The organism is Sphingopyxis soli (genome assembly GCF_018682675.1).
GTDB lineage: Bacteria > Pseudomonadota > Alphaproteobacteria > Sphingomonadales > Sphingomonadaceae > Sphingopyxis > Sphingopyxis soli.
In genome coordinates this window covers 16,224-32,059 of record NZ_JAFMTR010000061.1, presented here as the reverse complement: position 1 = coordinate 32,059, position 15,836 = coordinate 16,224, and the positions used below count along the sequence as shown (strand labels likewise).

Below are 15,836 nucleotides of genomic sequence, written 5' to 3'. Positions count from 1 at the left end.
TCGCTTCCATCCAGCTCGCATCAATCAGGATTTGGTTGCGGCATAATGAGTCGGTGACCTAGTCGGTCGGCCGGTTCCGCCACAGCCACTGCCGGATCGCCGATGTCAGGTTCGGCGGATCGTCGGCCTCCATGCGTTCGACATCGATCCGCGCGACCAGCGCGTTCACGGGCAGCGCCTGACGCACGGCCTCGGCTTCGAGCGCATCCCAGAAGACGGGCTCGAGGCTGATCGAGGTCGGGTGGCCGGCGATGGTGACCGAGCGCTTGACCGGGGGATGAAAGTCCGCGGTCAATACATATGCTGGCCGCCGTTGATCGACATCGTCGATCCGGTGACGAACCCTGCATCCTCGCTGCACAGGAAGGCAACCCCGCGGGCGATTTCCTCGGCGTGGCCGAGGCGGCCGACGGGGATCTTCGCGACGATCTTTTCGAGCACGGGCGCGGGCACTGCGGCGACCATGTCGGTGTCGATATAGCCGGGGGCGATCGCGTTCACCGTCACGCCCTTCTTCGCGCCCTCTTGCGCAAGCGCCTTGGTGAAGCCGTGGATGCCCGATTTCGCGGCGGCGTAATTGACCTGGCCGTACTGGCCGGCCTGCCCGTTGATCGATCCGATGTTGACGATGCGGCCCCAGCCGCGCTCGACCATGCCGGGGAAGGTCGCCTTCGCCATGTTGAAGCAGCCGCCGAGGTTGACGCGCATCACATCGTCCCAGTCGCAATATTGCATCCGCGCAAGGGTGCCGTCGCGGGTGATGCCGGCGTTGTTGACGACGATGTCGATCGGGCCGACTTCCTCTGCGATCTGCGCGCAGCTGTCGAGGCACGCCTGATGGTCGCCGACGTCCCATTTATAGGCGGGGATGCCGGTGCGCGCGGTGAACTCGCGCGCCTTTTCGTCGTTGCCGCAGTAATTGGCGACGACGGTGGCGCCCATATCCTTCAGCGCGAGGCTGATCGCCTCCCCGATGCCGCGGCTGCCGCCCGTGACGACTGCGATACGTGCCATGTTCCCGGTCTCCCAAATGCTTTCGATCCCTTGCTTAAGGCGCGCGCGCGCGCCCCGCAAGATGACCATAACGTCAAACAGGCGACAATTCGGGCAGACGGTCCAGTCAGTTACAGGCGATCGCGCGGAGCTTCGTGAAATCGCCGCTCGCGAGGTCGGCCTTGCGCATCGCAAGGACGAGGGGGCCGCCGTCGCGGTGCGCGAGTCCGAGCAGCGCGCTCGCCGGGAGTTCGAGCATCACGACGTCGAATTCGTCGTTGAAGCCCGGCGCATGACGCGAGGGAAAGCCGCCGACCGACGCCGCTTCGTCCATCGCCATAGCCTGCCACACCGGTTCGAAAAAGGCGCGGGCGGGAGCCGACAGCCGGTCGGGGTTCGCCGACCAGGCATGCTTGGCGTGATCGAACAGCACCAGCCGGAAGTCGTCGACCCACAGGTCGCTGTCGGGGCGGCGACGGGTCAGCGGAAGCGTCAGCGTCTCGACCTGGTCCTCGCCGCTGTCGGGATCGGAGGTTGCGGTGACGCCGGTCCAGCGGATCGCATGCAGCGCCGCCATGACGGCGGTCGCGTCGGACGGCGCGAAGCTGGCGCCGGGTGTGGCGCTTTCGTGGATGACCGCGATGATCTCGGCCAGCTTGGCCTGCGCCTCGCGATTGCTCGCCGCGGCGTCGGCGATCGCTTCCGCCAGCTCGTCGTTCGCATCCGGGGGAGCGGCGCCGTCGGTCGGCGCCGCCATGACATGGCTTTCGAGTATGTCGGCCATTGCCAGCATGGTCGGCCAGTCGAAAGGATGGAAGGCGGGATCGCCAATATCATAGTCGGCGGCGAACAGCGCCTCGATCGCGGCTCGACCGGCGCCTGCCGTCGTCGCGGACGCTTCGCCGGTGACCGCGTCGACGGGCCATTCGGGAAAGGCGCGCACGGCGAGCGGCGCAAGCGTTGCCGACGCGAGGCCCCACGGGCGGAAATAGGCCGGGCCGGGCGGGTGCGGCGGATCGTGCGGTACGCCGTCTTCGACGAGGTGCAGGGCCATGACCGCACCGGTATCCGGATTGGCGAAGAAGGCGAGCGACCCCGAACGCGGGCCGAGCCCGTCCCACAAACCGGCCGGTAGCTCGGCGCAGGCGATCTGCGCCAGGAAATCGCCGTCGCGTCCGTCGACCTTTGGCCAGCCGGCACCGGCAGGCAGACAGGGCCGCCCGCCGAGCCAATGCTTGCGCAAGATGGCGTCGCGCGGCGGAAACTGCGGAACCAGCCGCACGGTCGGGCCGGTTCGAACGGAGGCAGGGGGTGTGGGTAGCGCGGGCGTCGGTTCGGGGCGTTCGGTCGCGTGCGCCTGCGCTTCCACCTCGGTCGCGAGAGCCTGAAGAATCCGCTCGTCGAGAACAGGGGCCGCGGCTTCGATTGCCGGTTCGGTCACCGGTTCGGGCGCCGCTGCGGCTCCGATGCTGGCCACGGACCCCGCGCCGGTCTCGAAAGGCGACGCTTCCTCGCGTACCTCGGCGGGGACAGGCTCCGCGTCGACCGCTTCGACCGGCTCTTCGAGCGGCTCGTAGACCGGCCGCTTGCTGATGCGTGCGAGCCGCGAGGGCGCGATTTCGACCGGTTCGAGTTCAATCTCGGCTTTGCGCGACAGGCGCGGCAGACTCGCCTCGAACGACAGGCTCGGCAATTTGGGCATCCGCGGCGCGGCGGTCGCGGGGCGTGGATTGCGCTTCCGGTACACCGCATAGACGACGAACAGAAAGGCGAGCGTGAAGCCCGCGAGGATCAGTGCCGCCTGAGTCAGATCGCTCATGATGTTCCTTCTAACGCGCGATCCCGGTCCCGCGCGGCTCGACCCTAGCGCGCGGACCTAAACAGGAGGTAAGCGTCGGAAAATTCAGCGCCAGCCGGCCAGCTCGCGGCGAACGAGCGTTTCGAGCATTGCCATGCCGGGCGCACTGTCGTTGAGGCAGGGCAGATAGGCGAAATTCCTGCCGCCGGCCGCGACGAACTGCTCGCGGCCGCGGATCGCGATTTCTTCCAGCGTTTCAAGGCAGTCGGCGGCAAAGCCGGGTGCGAATATCGCGACGCTACGTCCTTCGCGGCCCAGGCGTTCGAGCGTCACGTCGGTTGCGGGCTCGAGCCATTTGGCGCGGCCGAAGCGCGACTGGAACGCGACCTCGACCGGGCGGCCGATCGCTTCCGACAGCAAGCGGGCGGTCTTTCGGCATTGGCAATGATAGGGGTCGCCAAGCCGCAGCGTGCGCTCGGGCATTCCGTGAAAGCTCGCGATGATCGCGTCCGGTACGAAGTCGAGCGCCTCCAGCCCCTGCTCCAGCGACGCCTGGAGGGCTTCGATATAGGCCGCGTCGTCGGGATAAGGTGGCAGGAAGCGGAGAGTCGGCTGCCAGCGAAGCGTCGCCAGATGGGCATTGGCCGCGTCGACCACCGTCGCGGTGGTTGCGGCGCAATATTGCGGATAGAGCGGCGCAACAAGAATTCGGCGGCAACCGCCCGCCATCAGCGCGTCGATTGCGGAGCCGATCTCGGGCTGCCCGTATCGCATCGCGTGGGCGACGCGGACATCGTCTCCCATCAGGCGCTGCAGCGCTTCGGTCTGCCGCTTCGTGATCGCGGCAAGCGGCGATCCCTGTTCGGTCCAGACCTGCGCATAGGCATGGGCCGACTTCCGGGGACGAACCGTCAGAATGACGCCGCGAAGGATCGGTTGCCAAAGCAGTGCGGGTATCTCGACCACGCGGCGGTCCGACAGGAATTGAGCGAGGTACCGACGCACCGCTGACGCAGTGGGTGCATCGGGTGTGCCGAGATTGACCAGAAGCACGCCGGTCCGCGCCTCGGGGATTGCGGGGTGGTCGCCGGTGCGCATGGTCAGAGCGGCCTTGTCGATAGTGGCAGGCGGCGGATGCGACGTCCCGTCGCAGCGGCGATGGCATTGGCGACGGCGGGTGCGACGACGGGAACGCCGATCTCGCCGAGCCCGCCGGGGTCGCGGTCGCTGTCGACGAACTCGACGATGATCTCGGGTGATTGCGACAGGCGCGGCAAGCCGAGTTGGCCGAGCTTGCGCGCGGCGGCGATCCCGCCGCCATAGTCGGTCGTCGCGCCGGTCGCGGCGGCGAGGCCGAAGATCAGCCCGCCCTCGACCTGTTGCCGCGCGACCGCCGGGTTCACGAGGCGGCCGGCGTCGACCACCGCGACGAGCTGCTGCACCTGCAACCCCCGCTCGCTCGGCCGTGCGGTCGCCATCAGCGCGATATGGCTGCCGCGCATCGAATGGCAGGCGAGGCCCTGCGCGGTGCCCGCGACGCCGCCCTCCCAGCCGCCGAGGCTGGTTGCGGTGAGCAGGCAGCGCGCGAGCTGCGGGGATTCGCCGAGCATCGCGACGCGATAGGAAAGCGCATCGGACCCGGAACGCGCCGCCATCTCGTCGATGAAACATTCGGTGAAGAAGGCCGTGTAGCTGTCGGCGTTGCCGCGCCAGCGGCCGGTCGGCAGGCCGATGTCAGCGGGGCAATGATTGACCGCGAAATGGCGGATGTCATAGGTGCTGAGTGCGCCCTCGACCGCAACGGCGTCGGGCGTGCCGGCCGCCTCGCGCTGCGCAACGTCGGCAGGCGTGCCGTCGAACAGCCGCGCGCGAAACTCGTGGTTCGTCGATGGCGCCGCGATCCGGGCGATGAGGGCGTCGATCCCGCCCGCCGCGTCGAGCGTCGCGGTCATCTTTGCGCGGGCCGGCGCCCGCGGGATATCTCGCATGATCTCCTCGGCGCGCGACCACGCGAGCTGGACCGGTCGTTTGATCTGGAGGGCGATGATCGCAGCCTGCACCGCGACGCTGTGATCTAGGCAGGCGTCGAACGACCCGCCCGCCATCATCGGGAACAACGTGACGTCGGACGGGGCGAGCCCGGTCGCGCGGGCGATCGCGTCGCGGCACTGCGCGGGCGCCTGCGTCGCGACCCAGACGCGCACATGCCCGCGATCGGTCGCGGCGGTCGCGGTGCGCGTCTCGATCGGCGCGTGGAGGGCGGGCGCAACGGCATAATGGGCCGAAATCTTCTTGCGCGCTTCCATTGCCGCGCCGACGTCGCCCTTCTGGCGGATGCGGTAGCCGTCCGCCTTCAGGGCGGCCTTCAGCGCCGTGTCGATGCGCGTCGTCGAAACCGGCGGACCGTCGGTTTCGAACACCGGCGCGAAACGGTCGAGCGCGCGGTTCGCCGCCCACCAGTTGCGCGCGACCGTCGCCAGCCAGCGCTCGTGCTCGACGATATGCAGCAGGCCGGGCGATTTCATCCCCGCCCTGCGGTCGATGCTCTTGAGGCGAGTCGCGCCGAGCGGGCCCTGCCGGATCGCCGCGAACACCATGTCGGGCAGCCGGATGTCGCCGGCATAGTTCGCCGAGCCATCAACCTTGGCGGGCAGGTCGAGCCGCGTCAGTTCCTTGCCATAGAGCGGATCGGCGGCGGGCGCGCGATAGACGGGTTCGGGGGGCGGATCGAGCTTGGCGGCGCCCGCCGCTACCTCGGCGAAGCGCAGCTTCTTCTTGCCGAGGATGACGAAGCCGTCCTGCGTGTCGCACTGCTGCCAGTCGGCGTCCCAACGGCGGGCTGCCTCCATCATCAGCAGGGCGCGCGCCTGCGCGGCGGCGGCGCGGCACGGCCCCTCGAACATGCGCACCGACGAGGAATTGGCGGTCAGCATCACCGCGTGGCGCACCGCCCATTCGCGCCGCACCCAGCTTCGCACGTCGGCGACGAAATCGGGAACGAGGCTGCGCGGCATGAAGGCGCCGCTGTCCTCGTCGACGAGCAGGGTGTTGGTATAGAGCGGGCTGATCGGCGCGCTTTCGACCGCAATCGTGCGCCAGTCGGCGCCGAGCTCGTCGGCCATGATCTGCGGCAGCAGCGTCGTGACGCCTTGCCCCATTTCGCATTGCGGGACGATCGCGGCGATATGGCCGTCGTCGCCGATCTTCAGGAAGGCGTTGAAGACATGTTCGCCCTCGGCGGCGGTGAGGTTGGGGTCATAGCTGCGTGGCCAGACCGACCAGGCAAGCGCGAGGCCGCCCGCGGCGGTGGCGCCGACCAGAAACGAACGACGGCTGACGTGCGGCAGGCGCGACCTGTTTTGCCCCACTTTGTCCCTGATGCCGGTCATGCCCGCTGCTGATAGTCAGGCGCGGGAATCGGCGCAAAGAAAATCAGCGCAGCAGGCCGAGACGCGGGATTTCGATCTTGGGGCAGCGGTCCATCACAACGGCGAGTCCCGCGTCGTTCGCGCGCCGCGCCGCTTCGTGATCGATCACCCCGATCTGCATCCAGACCGCCTTCGCGCCATGGACGATCGCCTCGTCGACGGCCGCCCCGGCCTCCGCGCTGTTGCGGAAGATGTCGACGATCTCGGCGGGCGGCTCGACGTCGGCGAGCGTCGCGACGACCGGCGCGCCGTGGATCGTCTGGCCCGCGTGGCCGGGGTTGACCGCGATGACATCATGGCCCTGGCGGACGAGGAAAGCGAGCACGCCATTCGACGGGCGCGCAGGGTTCGGTGAGGCGCCGACGACCGCGATTCGGCGCGGCTCGCCCAGCAGCGCGCGGATTTCGTCCTCGTCGTTGATCGCCATCATTTGCCCTTTCGTGCCGCGAGCCAGTCGGCGACCTTCGCCGCTATCGCGTGGAACGGTTCGCCTTGCGGGTCGGTTCCGGCCGCCGGGGGCACGCCGCCGTCGCTGGCGAGGCGGATGCCCATCGACAGCGGGATACGGCCCAGGAAATCGAGCCCCATCACCTTCGCCGCCGCCTCGGCGCCGCCGCTGCCAAAGGGGTCACTGACCTCGCCGCAATGCGGGCAGGCATAGCCCGCCATATTCTCGACGAGCCCGATCAGCGGCACATCGGCCTGCTCGAAGAATCCGATTGCGCGGGTCGCGTCCATCAGCGCCAGATCCTGGGGGGTCGAGACGATCACCGCGCCCGCGGGCTTGTGCTTCTGGATCATCGTGAGCTGCACGTCGCCGGTGCCGGGAGGCAGGTCGACGATCAGCGTGTCGATATCGCCCCAACTCGCGTCGATCAGCTGTTCGAGCGCGCGCCCCGCCATCGGGCCGCGCCATGCGATCGCCTGTCCGGGCGCCGCGATCTGGCCGGTCGACAGCATCGGCACGCCATAGGCGTTGGCCACGGGCGCCAGCTTCGATCCGCGCGCCTCGGGTTTCACGCCTTCGCTGTCCATCAGGCGCGGCTGTGACGGGCCATAGATGTCGGCGTCGACCAGCCCGACCTTCACCCCGCGCCGCTGCAGCGCGACGGCCAGATTGGCGGCGAGGGTCGATTTGCCGACCCCGCCCTTGCCGCTGCCGACCGCGACGATCGTCAGCCCCTTGCGCTCGGCCGTCATCGCGACGCGCACCGACGTGACGCCCGGCTTCGTCATCAGGCCGGCGCGCAGTTTTTCCTCGAGCGGCTTGCGCTCGTCCTCGCCAAGTCCCGTCACGTCGAGGACGATCGCGAGCGTGCCGTTTTCGTCGAGGAAGCGGAGGCCGGAGGTGCGGCCGCCGCTGAGGTCGGTCGCGATGCTGGCGAGGGGAGCGGTGTCGGTCATGTCCGCGCGAGATAGGCATGGCGCGGGGGATTGCCAGCCATTTTCACTTGCCCCCCTGTTATTCGCGCTGGTCCTCCCTATAAAAGCAGGCATGACGAACGAAAATGAAGGCAGCATGGGAGGCCGCAGCCCGAGGGGCGCGCGGCAATTTTTCCACCGGATCAGCCTGATGGCGAACAGCCCCTGGGGCAACGGTCCCAAGGGCGACAAGGGTGGAAAAGACGGCGACGGCGACCGCACGGGGCCGCGCAATCCATGGGTGACCCCCGATCCCGCCGATCCCGCCCGCGGGCGCAAGCCGCGCGGCCCTTCGGCGCTCGACGAGTTGCTGCGCAAGGGGCGCGGCAGCTTTGGCGGCGGCGGTTCGGGCGGCGGCAACAGCTTCAACTTCGGCGATTCGGCGGGCCTGTGGAAATGGGGCGTCGGCGCGCTGGTCGTGGCCTGGCTCCTCTTTTCCTCCTTCCACATCGTCCCGCCCGAGAAGGAAGGCGTCGTCACCCGCCTCGGCAGCTATTCGCGGACCGTCGGTCCCGGCGTCAAATTCACCTGGCCGACGCCGATCGAACGCATCCGCATGGAGGACGTCCGCGCGATCCGGACGATGCAGATCGGCTCGCCCAACGCGACCGACGAGAATTTCGTGCTCACCCGCGACCAGAGCATCGTCGATCTCGCCTATGAGGTCCGCTGGTCGATCCGCGACCCGGAGCTTTACATCTTCCAGCTCGCCGACCCCGACGGGACGATCCGCGAGGTCGCCGAAAGCGCGATGCGCGCGACGGTCGCCAATTTCGACCTTGTCCAGGCGATCGGCCCCGGCCGCGTCGAGATCGAGCGGCAGGTGCAGCAGCGGATGCAGGATCTGCTCGACCAGTATCGCGCCGGCGTGACGATCCAGGGCATTGCGATCCGCCAGGCCGACCCGCCGAGTCAGGTCGACGAGGCGTTCAAGGAAGTGACCGCGGCGCGCCAGAAGCGCGAATCGGACATCAACCTCGCCCGCGCCTACGAACAGCAGGTGCTCGAACGCGCGCGCGGCGATACCGCAGCGTTCGACAAGATCTACGAGCAGTACAAGCTGGCGCCGGGTGTGACCCGCAAGCGGCTTTATTATGAAACGATGGAGGGCGTTCTGTCGAACACCGACAAGACGATCGTCGAGGCGCGCGGGGTGACACCCTATCTGCCGCTGAACGAAGTGCAACGGCGCGTGGTTCCCGCGCCCGAGGCGACAACGAAGGGAGGCCAGTGACATGTTCGAAGGCCTGACCCGTCATCCGGTGCGCTGGCTCGTCGGGGCGCTCGCGCTGCTCGTCATCGTGTCGCAGACCGTCTCGATCGTGCGCGAGGACCAGCAGGCGCTGATCCTTCGCTTCGGCGAAATCGAGCGCACGGTGAACCGCTACAAGCCGAAGGAGGAGTTTGGCCGTTCGGGCGCCGGTCTCGCGCTGCGCATCCCCTTCTTCGAGAGCATCCAATATATCGACAAGCGCATCCTCGGCATCAACATGGAGCGCCAGCAGGTGCTCTCGACCGACCAGCAGCGTCTGCAGGTGGACGCCTTCGCGCGCTTCCGCATTACCAATCCGGTGCGTATGTACACCGCGATCCGCACCGAGGAACGGCTGCAACAGCAGCTTGCGACGATCCTCGGGTCGTCGCTGCGCAACGAGCTCGGCAAGCGGACCTTCGCAACCCTGCTGTCGCCCGAACGCGGCGCGGTGATGGACAATATCCAGGTCGCGCTGAACCGCGAGGCGAACAAATATGGCGCCGAGATCATCGACGTCCGCATCAAGCGCGCCGACCTGCCCGAAGGCGCGACGCTCGAGGCGGCGTACAACCGGATGCGGACGGCGCGCGAGCAGGAAGCGATCACGATCCGCGCCGAGGGTCAGAAGGAAGCGCAGATCATCCGCGGCACCGCCGACGGCGAGGCCGCACGCATCTATGCCGCGAGCTTCGGCAAGGATCCGGAATTCTATGATTTCTATCGCGCGATGCAGAGCTATCGGCAGACCTTCCTCGGTGAAACCAACCAGGGTGGGACGTCGGTGATCCTGTCGCCCGATAACGAATATCTGCGCCATTTCCGCGGCGGCTGATCCTGAAAATCGGGGCATGAACGGAACCTGCAGGCTCCGTTCATGTTCAAACACCGTTCAGCCTGCGGTGCGCAGATAGCGGCCTGCCGGGGTTGGAATTATTCGCAAGAGAAAAGGAATTGCGATCGTGCGTTATGTTTATGGCATCACTTCGGCCCTGCTGGTGGGCGGTACCGCGCTGGCGCTGGTCACCCAGTCGCCCGTGATCGCGCAGGTTGCGCAGAACGAGCGCAGCGAGATTGCCAAGGCCGTTCCGCGCGCCGGCGCTCCCGAAAGCTTCGCCGACCTCGTCGAACAGCTCCAGCCCGCGGTGGTCAATATCTCGACCAAGCAGGAGGTCACGCTCGGCGTCCGGCTCGATCCCTTCGCCGGGACGCGCGAGCCGGTGACGCAGGAGCAGCAGGGCGGCGGCTCGGGCTTCCTGATCTCCGACGACGGCTATATCGTCACCAACAACCATGTCGTCACCGGCGGCCCGCGCGGCGAGGCGGTGAACCAGGTCACGGTGACGCTGACCAACGGCAAGGAATATAAGGCGACGATCGTCGGCCGCGACGCGGCGTCGGACCTCGCGTTGCTCCGGATCAACGCGACGGGGCTGCCCTTCGTCAAATTCGCCGATTCGAGCCGCGCACGCGTCGGCGACTGGGTCGTCGCGATCGGCAACCCGCTCGGCCTCGGTTCGACGGTGACCGCGGGGATCATCTCGGCGGTGCAGCGCAACCTCGGCACCGGAACCGCCTACGACCGCTTCATCCAGACCGATACCGCGATCAACCGCGGCAACTCGGGCGGTCCGCTGTTCGACCTGCACGGCAACGTCGTCGGCATCAACAATATGCTGATCTCGCCCGTCGGCGCGAACATCGGTGTCAATTTCGCGATCCCCGCCGAGGCCGCGATCCCGGTGATCAACGCATTGAAGTCGGGCGAGAAGATCCAGCGCGGCTATCTCGGCATCAGCATCGCGCCGGTCGACGAGGATCTGGCGGCGGCGCTCGGCCTGCCCAAGGAGCGCGGCGAATTCGTCCAGCGCGTCGAGGACAATGGCGCGGCGGCGAAGGCCGGGCTCAAGCGCGGCGACGTCGTGACCAAGGTCGACGGCAAGGAGGTTACGCCCTCGCAGACGCTGTCGTACATCGTCGCCAACACCAAGCCCGGCTCGCGCATCCCGCTCGAGGTCGTGCGCGACGGCAAGACGATGACGCTCTATGCTGTCGTCGCGACGCGCCCGCCCGAGGATCAGCTCGCGGGCGCGAATTTCGACCCCGAGGACGATCAGGCGGTGCCCGAGGATCCCAAGGGAACCGCCGACACCGCGGTCCAGAACGAGCTCGGCCTGTCGGTGCAGACGCTCACCCCCGACATCGCGCGCGCGGTCGGGGTCGACGCCGCCACCCGGGGTCTGGTGATCGGTGCCGCGTCGGCGAACAGCGATGCCGGTCGCAAGGGTCTGCGCCGCGGCGACGTGATCGTCACCGCCAACCGCGTGCCCGTGACGACGAGCGAAGCGCTCGCCAAGGTGGTCGCGGACGCGAAGAAGGCGGGCCGCGACGCGGTGCTGATCGAAGTCCTCCGCCGCGGCGGACCGTCGCAGTTCGTCGCGATTCGCCTCAAACCCTGAGGCGTCGCCGGGACAGCAAACAGGGGCGCCGCGACCTTCGGGTCGGGCGCCCTTTTTCTTGCGCGTTGCGACATTTGTTCCTATTATGTTCCATCGATGCGAGTCGGGAGATGGAATAATGATCGGATATGTCACGCTGGGAACAAACGACCTGGCGCGCGCGGCGGTCTTTTACGACGCGATCGCGGGCGAACTGGGTGTGCCGCGGATGATGGAATATGACGGCTTCATCGCGTGGGGCAAGGAAGGCGGCGGGGCCGGAATCGGCCTGACGAAGCCCTTCGACGGCAAGGCCGCAAGCGTCGGCAATGGCGTGATGGTGGCGCTCGAGGCGAAGGATGAGGCGCAGGTGCAGCGGCTCTACGACATCGCGCTCGCCAACGGCGGCACCTGCGAAGGTCCTCCCGGACCGCGCGGAGAGGGCTTTTACGCGGGCTATTTCCGCGACCCCGACGGGAACAAGCTCAACGCCTTCGTCATGGGGTGACGGCTGCGTCGATGGCTGCTTTGGGTGGGGAGCGGATGGTGCGTTAACCCGCGCCCCCGCGAAGGCGGGAGCCCCTAGAGTCTTTTCAAGTCAGGTGGAATCCCCTGACGACCCGGAAAACACGGCAAAACAAGAATCTGGAGTGCCGGTTTTGATTCGATCAAACCGAACGCACTCCAGCCGCCTTGCTCGGCCGCGCCGCGTAAATCGAGGGCGGCCCCGCCGCGGCCCCGCCTTGGCGGGGGCGACGGCTGGTCTCACCCGAACCCTGCGCCTCACCCCGCATAGGCATCGCGAAGCTCGCGCTTCAACACTTTGCCGATCGCGCTGCGCGGCAGTTCGTCGACGACGGTGATCCCGCTCAGCCGCTGCGTCTTGCCGACCTTCGCATTGCAGTCGGCCCGCACGCTTTCCGCATCCGCACCGGGCGTCAGCACGACGAAGGCGACCGGCGTCTCACCCCATTCCTCGCTCGGCATCCCCACGACCGCCGCCTCGACGACGCGCTCGTCGGCGAGCAGGATCGCTTCGAGATCGCTCGGAAAGATGTTGAACCCGCCCGAGATGATCATGTCCTTGGCGCGGTCCATCAGGGTCAGGAAGCCGTCCTCGTCGATCCGCCCGATGTCGCCGTGGCGATAGAAGAGATTCCCGTCGGCGTCGTACCAGTGCATCGCCTTGGTCGCGTCGGGGCGGTTGTTGTAGCCCGTCATCATCGCCGGCGAGCGGCCGACGACCTCGCCGACCGATCCCTGCGGCAGCTCGTTGCCGTCCTCGTCGATCACCTTGGCGACATGCCCCGGCGCGGGCTTGCCGACGGTGTGGAGCTTGTCGGGGAATTGATGCGCCTCGAGGATGAAGGCGGCGCCGCCCTCGGTCATCCCATAGATTTCGACGAGCCCGCCCGGCCAGCGTTTGAGCACCTCGGCCTTGAGCGCGGCGGGGAAAGGCGCCGACGTGCAATATTTGACGACGAAGCTCGACAGATCGAAGCGGTCGAAATCCTCCAGCGCCATGATGCGGCGATATTGCACCGGCACCAGCATCGTGTTCGTCGCGCGCTCGCGCTCGGCAAGCTCGAGAAAGCCGCGCGCGTCGAATTTCTTCATCAGCACGGTTTGCCCGCCCGACCCGACGGTCGGCAGGAAACTCGCCATCGTCGTGTTCGAATAGAGCGGCGTCGACAGGATCGTCACCGCTTGCGCGCCATAGGCGGGCTTGCCGCGCTGGATATGCTGCCAGCGCATCGCATGGCTGTGGACGATGCCTTTGGGCGTCCCGGTCGTCCCCGACGAATAGATGATGTTGAAGCCGTCGAGCGGCTCGATCGCGACCGGTTCGGGCTTCGTCCCCTCGGGCGACATCCAGACTTCGAGCGGCGCGCCGACGGCGCTGCCGTCCATCGCGATCCGGTCGGTCGCCGTGACATGCTGGCCTTCGAGGCTTGCCGACGCGGCGGCATCGAGGAACAGATGCCGCGCCCCGGTGTCGGCGACCATTGCCGCCATCTGCTCGCCCGTCGCGCTGTTGGTGACGAGACCGGCGACGCCGCCCGCGCGCAGCGTCGCGAGAATGACCGCAACCTGCTCGACGCTGTTGAGACCCGCGATCGCGGTCCGATCGCCCTTCGCAAAGCCGTCGGCCTGCAGCCGCGCCGCGATGCGGTCTATCATTGCGTCCAGTTCGGACCAGCGCAGCCGCCGCGCCGGGTCGGCGGCGGCTATGGCATTCGGGCGCTCGGTCGCATGGGCGCGGACGAGGTCGGGCAGGGTGGCGAAGTCGCTCTCGAGCATCTCGTGACTGGTCATGGCGACGGCGTTAGCACAGCAGCGACGGCGCGCAACGTCGGCGGGGGCAGGCGGGGGCACGAAATCGGGGTGGCACAGGGGGCGCGGATGGAGCGAGACGGCGGGACGGGGGAAGACGGGCGGCGGCCGCTGGTCGCCGTCCATCATCGTCGCGCGCCGCGGCGCTCGGCGATGCCGTAACGGCGGCGGGCTATGGGGCAGCATCGCTCCCCGCACCCGCGGGCGGCCTGCGGCCTGGCTCGATTGCTGTTGCGACCTCATCGCGATCAATCCTTTTTTGAGCTGGCGGGAGCCGTCCGAATTCGTGCGGCTGGCGCGGACGATCGCGGGACGGCGTCCGCTGCCGGTCTTTTCGGACCGCGATTCGCTGGCCGACCGGATGGCGGTGCTCCCGGCCCGTGCCGACGATGCGATCGGCTGGGCCGAGCATCTGCCCGAACTGCCCGCGCGCTGCGCTGTGTCGCGCGGTGTGGCGGATCGACTTCCATCGCGGGACCAACCGGGTCAAGGTTCCTGTATCCCGGGCTGCCGCGCAATTTGACGCTTCTCGGCGCTCTACTCGCCGCCCGCCCCCGGCCAGCTTGACCGAAAGTTTCAGTTTGCTACGGGTCTTCGACATAAACAAAGCAATACGCCCTTTGGAGAGAGCGCCCGATGCACCCCTCGACCTATGCCGCGACCCATCCCGACAAGCCCGCGATCATCGTCGCCGAAACGGGCGAGACGATCAGCTATGCCGAACTCGACGCCGCGTCGAACCGCGCCGCGCAGGTGTTTCGCGCGCACGGGCTGGGGCATGAGGACGTCGTCGCTTTCATGCTCGAGAACACCCCCCATTATTACGGGCTGACCTGGGGCGCGCAGCGCGCCGGGCTGCGCTACGTCTGCATCTCGTCGCGGCTGACGCAGGACGAAACCGATTATATCCTCGAAAATTCGGGCGCGAAAATGCTCGTCGTCTCGGCGAGCCTCGCAGCGGCGGCGCAGCAACTGACGACGCAGATCACCCGCTTCGCGATGGGCGGCGACATTGCGGGCTGGGCGAAGATCGAGGACGAGCTGGCAAAAATGCCGGCGGAGCGCATCGCCGACGAGCGCGCCGGGGTCGATATGCTCTATTCGTCGGGCACCACCGGGCGGCCGAAGGGCGTGCGCGTTCCGCTGCCGGAGGATCCGGCGATCGACGCCGCGAACAGCCTCGTCATGCTCGCGAGCGCCGCTTTCGGGATCAACGCCGACAGCGTCTATCTGTCGCCGGCGCCGCTCTATCACGCCGCGCCGCTGCGCTGGTCGATGACGATCCACCGCCTTGGCGGCACCGTTGTCCTGATGAAGAAGTTCGATGCCGAGGGCGCGCTCGCGGCGATCCAGCATTATCGCTGCAACTGCGCGCAGTTCGTGCCGACGCATTTCGTGCGGATGCTGAAGCTGCCCGACGCCGTCCGCGCGCAATATGACGTGACCTCGATGAAGGGTGCGATCCACGCCGCGGCGCCGTGCCCCGTGCCGGTCAAGCAGGCGATGATCGACTGGTGGGGGCCGGTGCTGCTCGAATATTATGCGGGGTCGGAGGGCAATGGCATGACCTTCGCGACCAGCCACGACTGGCTCGCGCACAAGGGCACGGTCGGCCGCCCGATCATGGGCACGCTCCATATCGTCGGCGAGGATAACGAGACCGAACTGCCGGTGGGCGAAGAAGGCGCGGTGTTCTTCGAGAGCGAAAATATCTTTGAATATCATGATGATCCGGAGAAGACCGCATCGAGCCGCAATTCGAAAGGCTGGTCGACGCTGGGCGATGTGGGCAAAGTTGATGAAGATGGCTTCCTCTACCTCACCGACCGCAAGAGCTTCATGATCATCTCGGGCGGCGTGAATATCTATCCGCAGGAAATCGAGAATCACCTCGTCACCCACCCGAAGGTCGCCGACGTCGCGGTCGTCGGCGGACCGCACGAGGAAATGGGCGAGGAAGTGATCGCGGTGATCCAGCCCGCCGACATGGCCGACGCGACCGACGCCTTCCGCGCCGAGCTTCTGAGCTATGCGCGCGAGAAATTGTCCGGCGTGAAGATCCCGCGGCGGATCGACTTCCTCGAAGCGCTGCCGCGCCACGACACGGGCAAGCTCTACAAGCGGCTGCTGCGCGACCAATATTGGGAAAAGGCGAAGGCGGGAGCCTGAAG

At 67.5% G+C, this 15,836-nt stretch carries 14 protein-coding genes; 6 read left to right on the top strand and 8 right to left on the bottom strand.

The genetic code is table 11. The features are described from left to right. Positions 1–58: 58 nt before the first annotated feature. The 7 genes from J1N50_RS09680 to J1N50_RS09650 all read right to left on the bottom strand — a co-directional run bounded on the left by J1N50_RS09680 (position 59) and on the right by J1N50_RS09650 (position 7,623). On the bottom strand, positions 59–295 hold the full coding sequence (locus J1N50_RS09680; RefSeq protein WP_215353332.1) for a ribbon-helix-helix domain-containing protein: 237 nt from the start codon (positions 293–295) through the stop codon (positions 59–61). Further along, positions 292–1,014 (bottom strand): acetoacetyl-CoA reductase, encoded by a 723-nt coding sequence (gene phbB / locus J1N50_RS09675; protein WP_058457048.1) that lies wholly within the window; start codon positions 1,012–1,014, stop codon positions 292–294. Before phbB ends, J1N50_RS09680 begins: the two co-directional genes overlap by 4 nt. A 106-nt stretch (positions 1,015–1,120) precedes the next feature. Continuing rightward, positions 1,121–2,812 carry a DUF1963 domain-containing protein gene (locus J1N50_RS09670; RefSeq protein WP_215353331.1) on the bottom strand — a complete coding sequence of 564 codons (1,692 nt, stop codon included), beginning with the start codon at positions 2,810–2,812 and terminating at the stop codon, positions 1,121–1,123. 84 nt (positions 2,813–2,896) lie between these two features. Further along, entirely contained in the window at positions 2,897–3,889 is a 993-nt protein-coding gene (gene hemH, locus J1N50_RS09665; RefSeq protein ID WP_215353330.1) for a ferrochelatase, read from the bottom strand. A 2-nt stretch (positions 3,890–3,891) separates the two neighbouring features. Next, positions 3,892–6,180, bottom strand: a complete 2,289-nt coding sequence (locus tag J1N50_RS09660; protein WP_215353329.1) for a molybdopterin cofactor-binding domain-containing protein — start codon at positions 6,178–6,180, stop codon at positions 3,892–3,894. A gap of 43 nt (positions 6,181–6,223) precedes the next feature. Next, the gene (locus J1N50_RS09655; RefSeq protein WP_215353328.1) at positions 6,224–6,646 is read right to left on the bottom strand and encodes a CoA-binding protein; all 423 of its coding nucleotides are present in this window, start codon (positions 6,644–6,646) and stop codon (positions 6,224–6,226) included. After that, positions 6,646–7,623 carry an Mrp/NBP35 family ATP-binding protein gene (locus J1N50_RS09650; RefSeq protein ID WP_215353327.1) on the bottom strand — a complete coding sequence of 326 codons (978 nt, stop codon included), beginning with the start codon at positions 7,621–7,623 and terminating at the stop codon, positions 6,646–6,648. The genes J1N50_RS09655 and J1N50_RS09650 overlap by 1 nt, the downstream gene beginning before the upstream one ends. A gap of 91 nt (positions 7,624–7,714) precedes the next feature. On the opposite strand from J1N50_RS09650, the gene hflK reads away from it, so the two are divergent. The 4 genes from hflK (at position 7,715) to J1N50_RS09630 (ending at position 11,839) form a co-directional block, all read left to right on the top strand. Beyond that, the gene (gene hflK, locus J1N50_RS09645; RefSeq protein WP_215353326.1) at positions 7,715–8,875 is read left to right on the top strand and encodes a protease modulator HflK; all 1,161 of its coding nucleotides are present in this window, start codon (positions 7,715–7,717) and stop codon (positions 8,873–8,875) included. Between the two features lies 1 nt (position 8,876). Next, a complete protein-coding gene (gene hflC / locus J1N50_RS09640; protein ID WP_215353325.1) occupies positions 8,877–9,728 on the top strand; it encodes a protease modulator HflC in 852 nt (283 codons plus the stop codon). A 127-nt stretch (positions 9,729–9,855) separates the two neighbouring features. Beyond that, complete coding sequence (locus tag J1N50_RS09635; protein ID WP_215353324.1) at positions 9,856–11,352, top strand: Do family serine endopeptidase; 1,497 nt, start codon at positions 9,856–9,858, stop codon at positions 11,350–11,352. Positions 11,353–11,470: 118 nt separating this feature from the next. Continuing rightward, positions 11,471–11,839, top strand: coding sequence for a VOC family protein (locus tag J1N50_RS09630; protein WP_215353323.1), 369 nt, complete (start codon positions 11,471–11,473; stop codon positions 11,837–11,839). A gap of 275 nt (positions 11,840–12,114) precedes the next feature. Here J1N50_RS09630 and J1N50_RS09625 read toward each other — a convergent pair whose 3' ends face one another. Beyond that, positions 12,115–13,647: a class I adenylate-forming enzyme family protein gene (locus J1N50_RS09625; RefSeq protein WP_215353322.1), complete on the bottom strand. Its 1,533-nt coding sequence runs from the start codon at positions 13,645–13,647 to the stop codon at positions 12,115–12,117. A gap of 277 nt (positions 13,648–13,924) precedes the next feature. Here J1N50_RS09625 and J1N50_RS09620 point away from each other — a divergent pair, with 277 nt between their 5' ends. Beyond that, entirely contained in the window at positions 13,925–14,188 is a 264-nt protein-coding gene (locus tag J1N50_RS09620; protein WP_215353321.1) for a hypothetical protein, read from the top strand. A 113-nt stretch (positions 14,189–14,301) separates the two neighbouring features. After that, entirely contained in the window at positions 14,302–15,834 is a 1,533-nt protein-coding gene (locus J1N50_RS09615) for an acyl-CoA synthetase (RefSeq protein WP_215353320.1), read from the top strand. Positions 15,835–15,836: the final 2 nt, after the last annotated feature.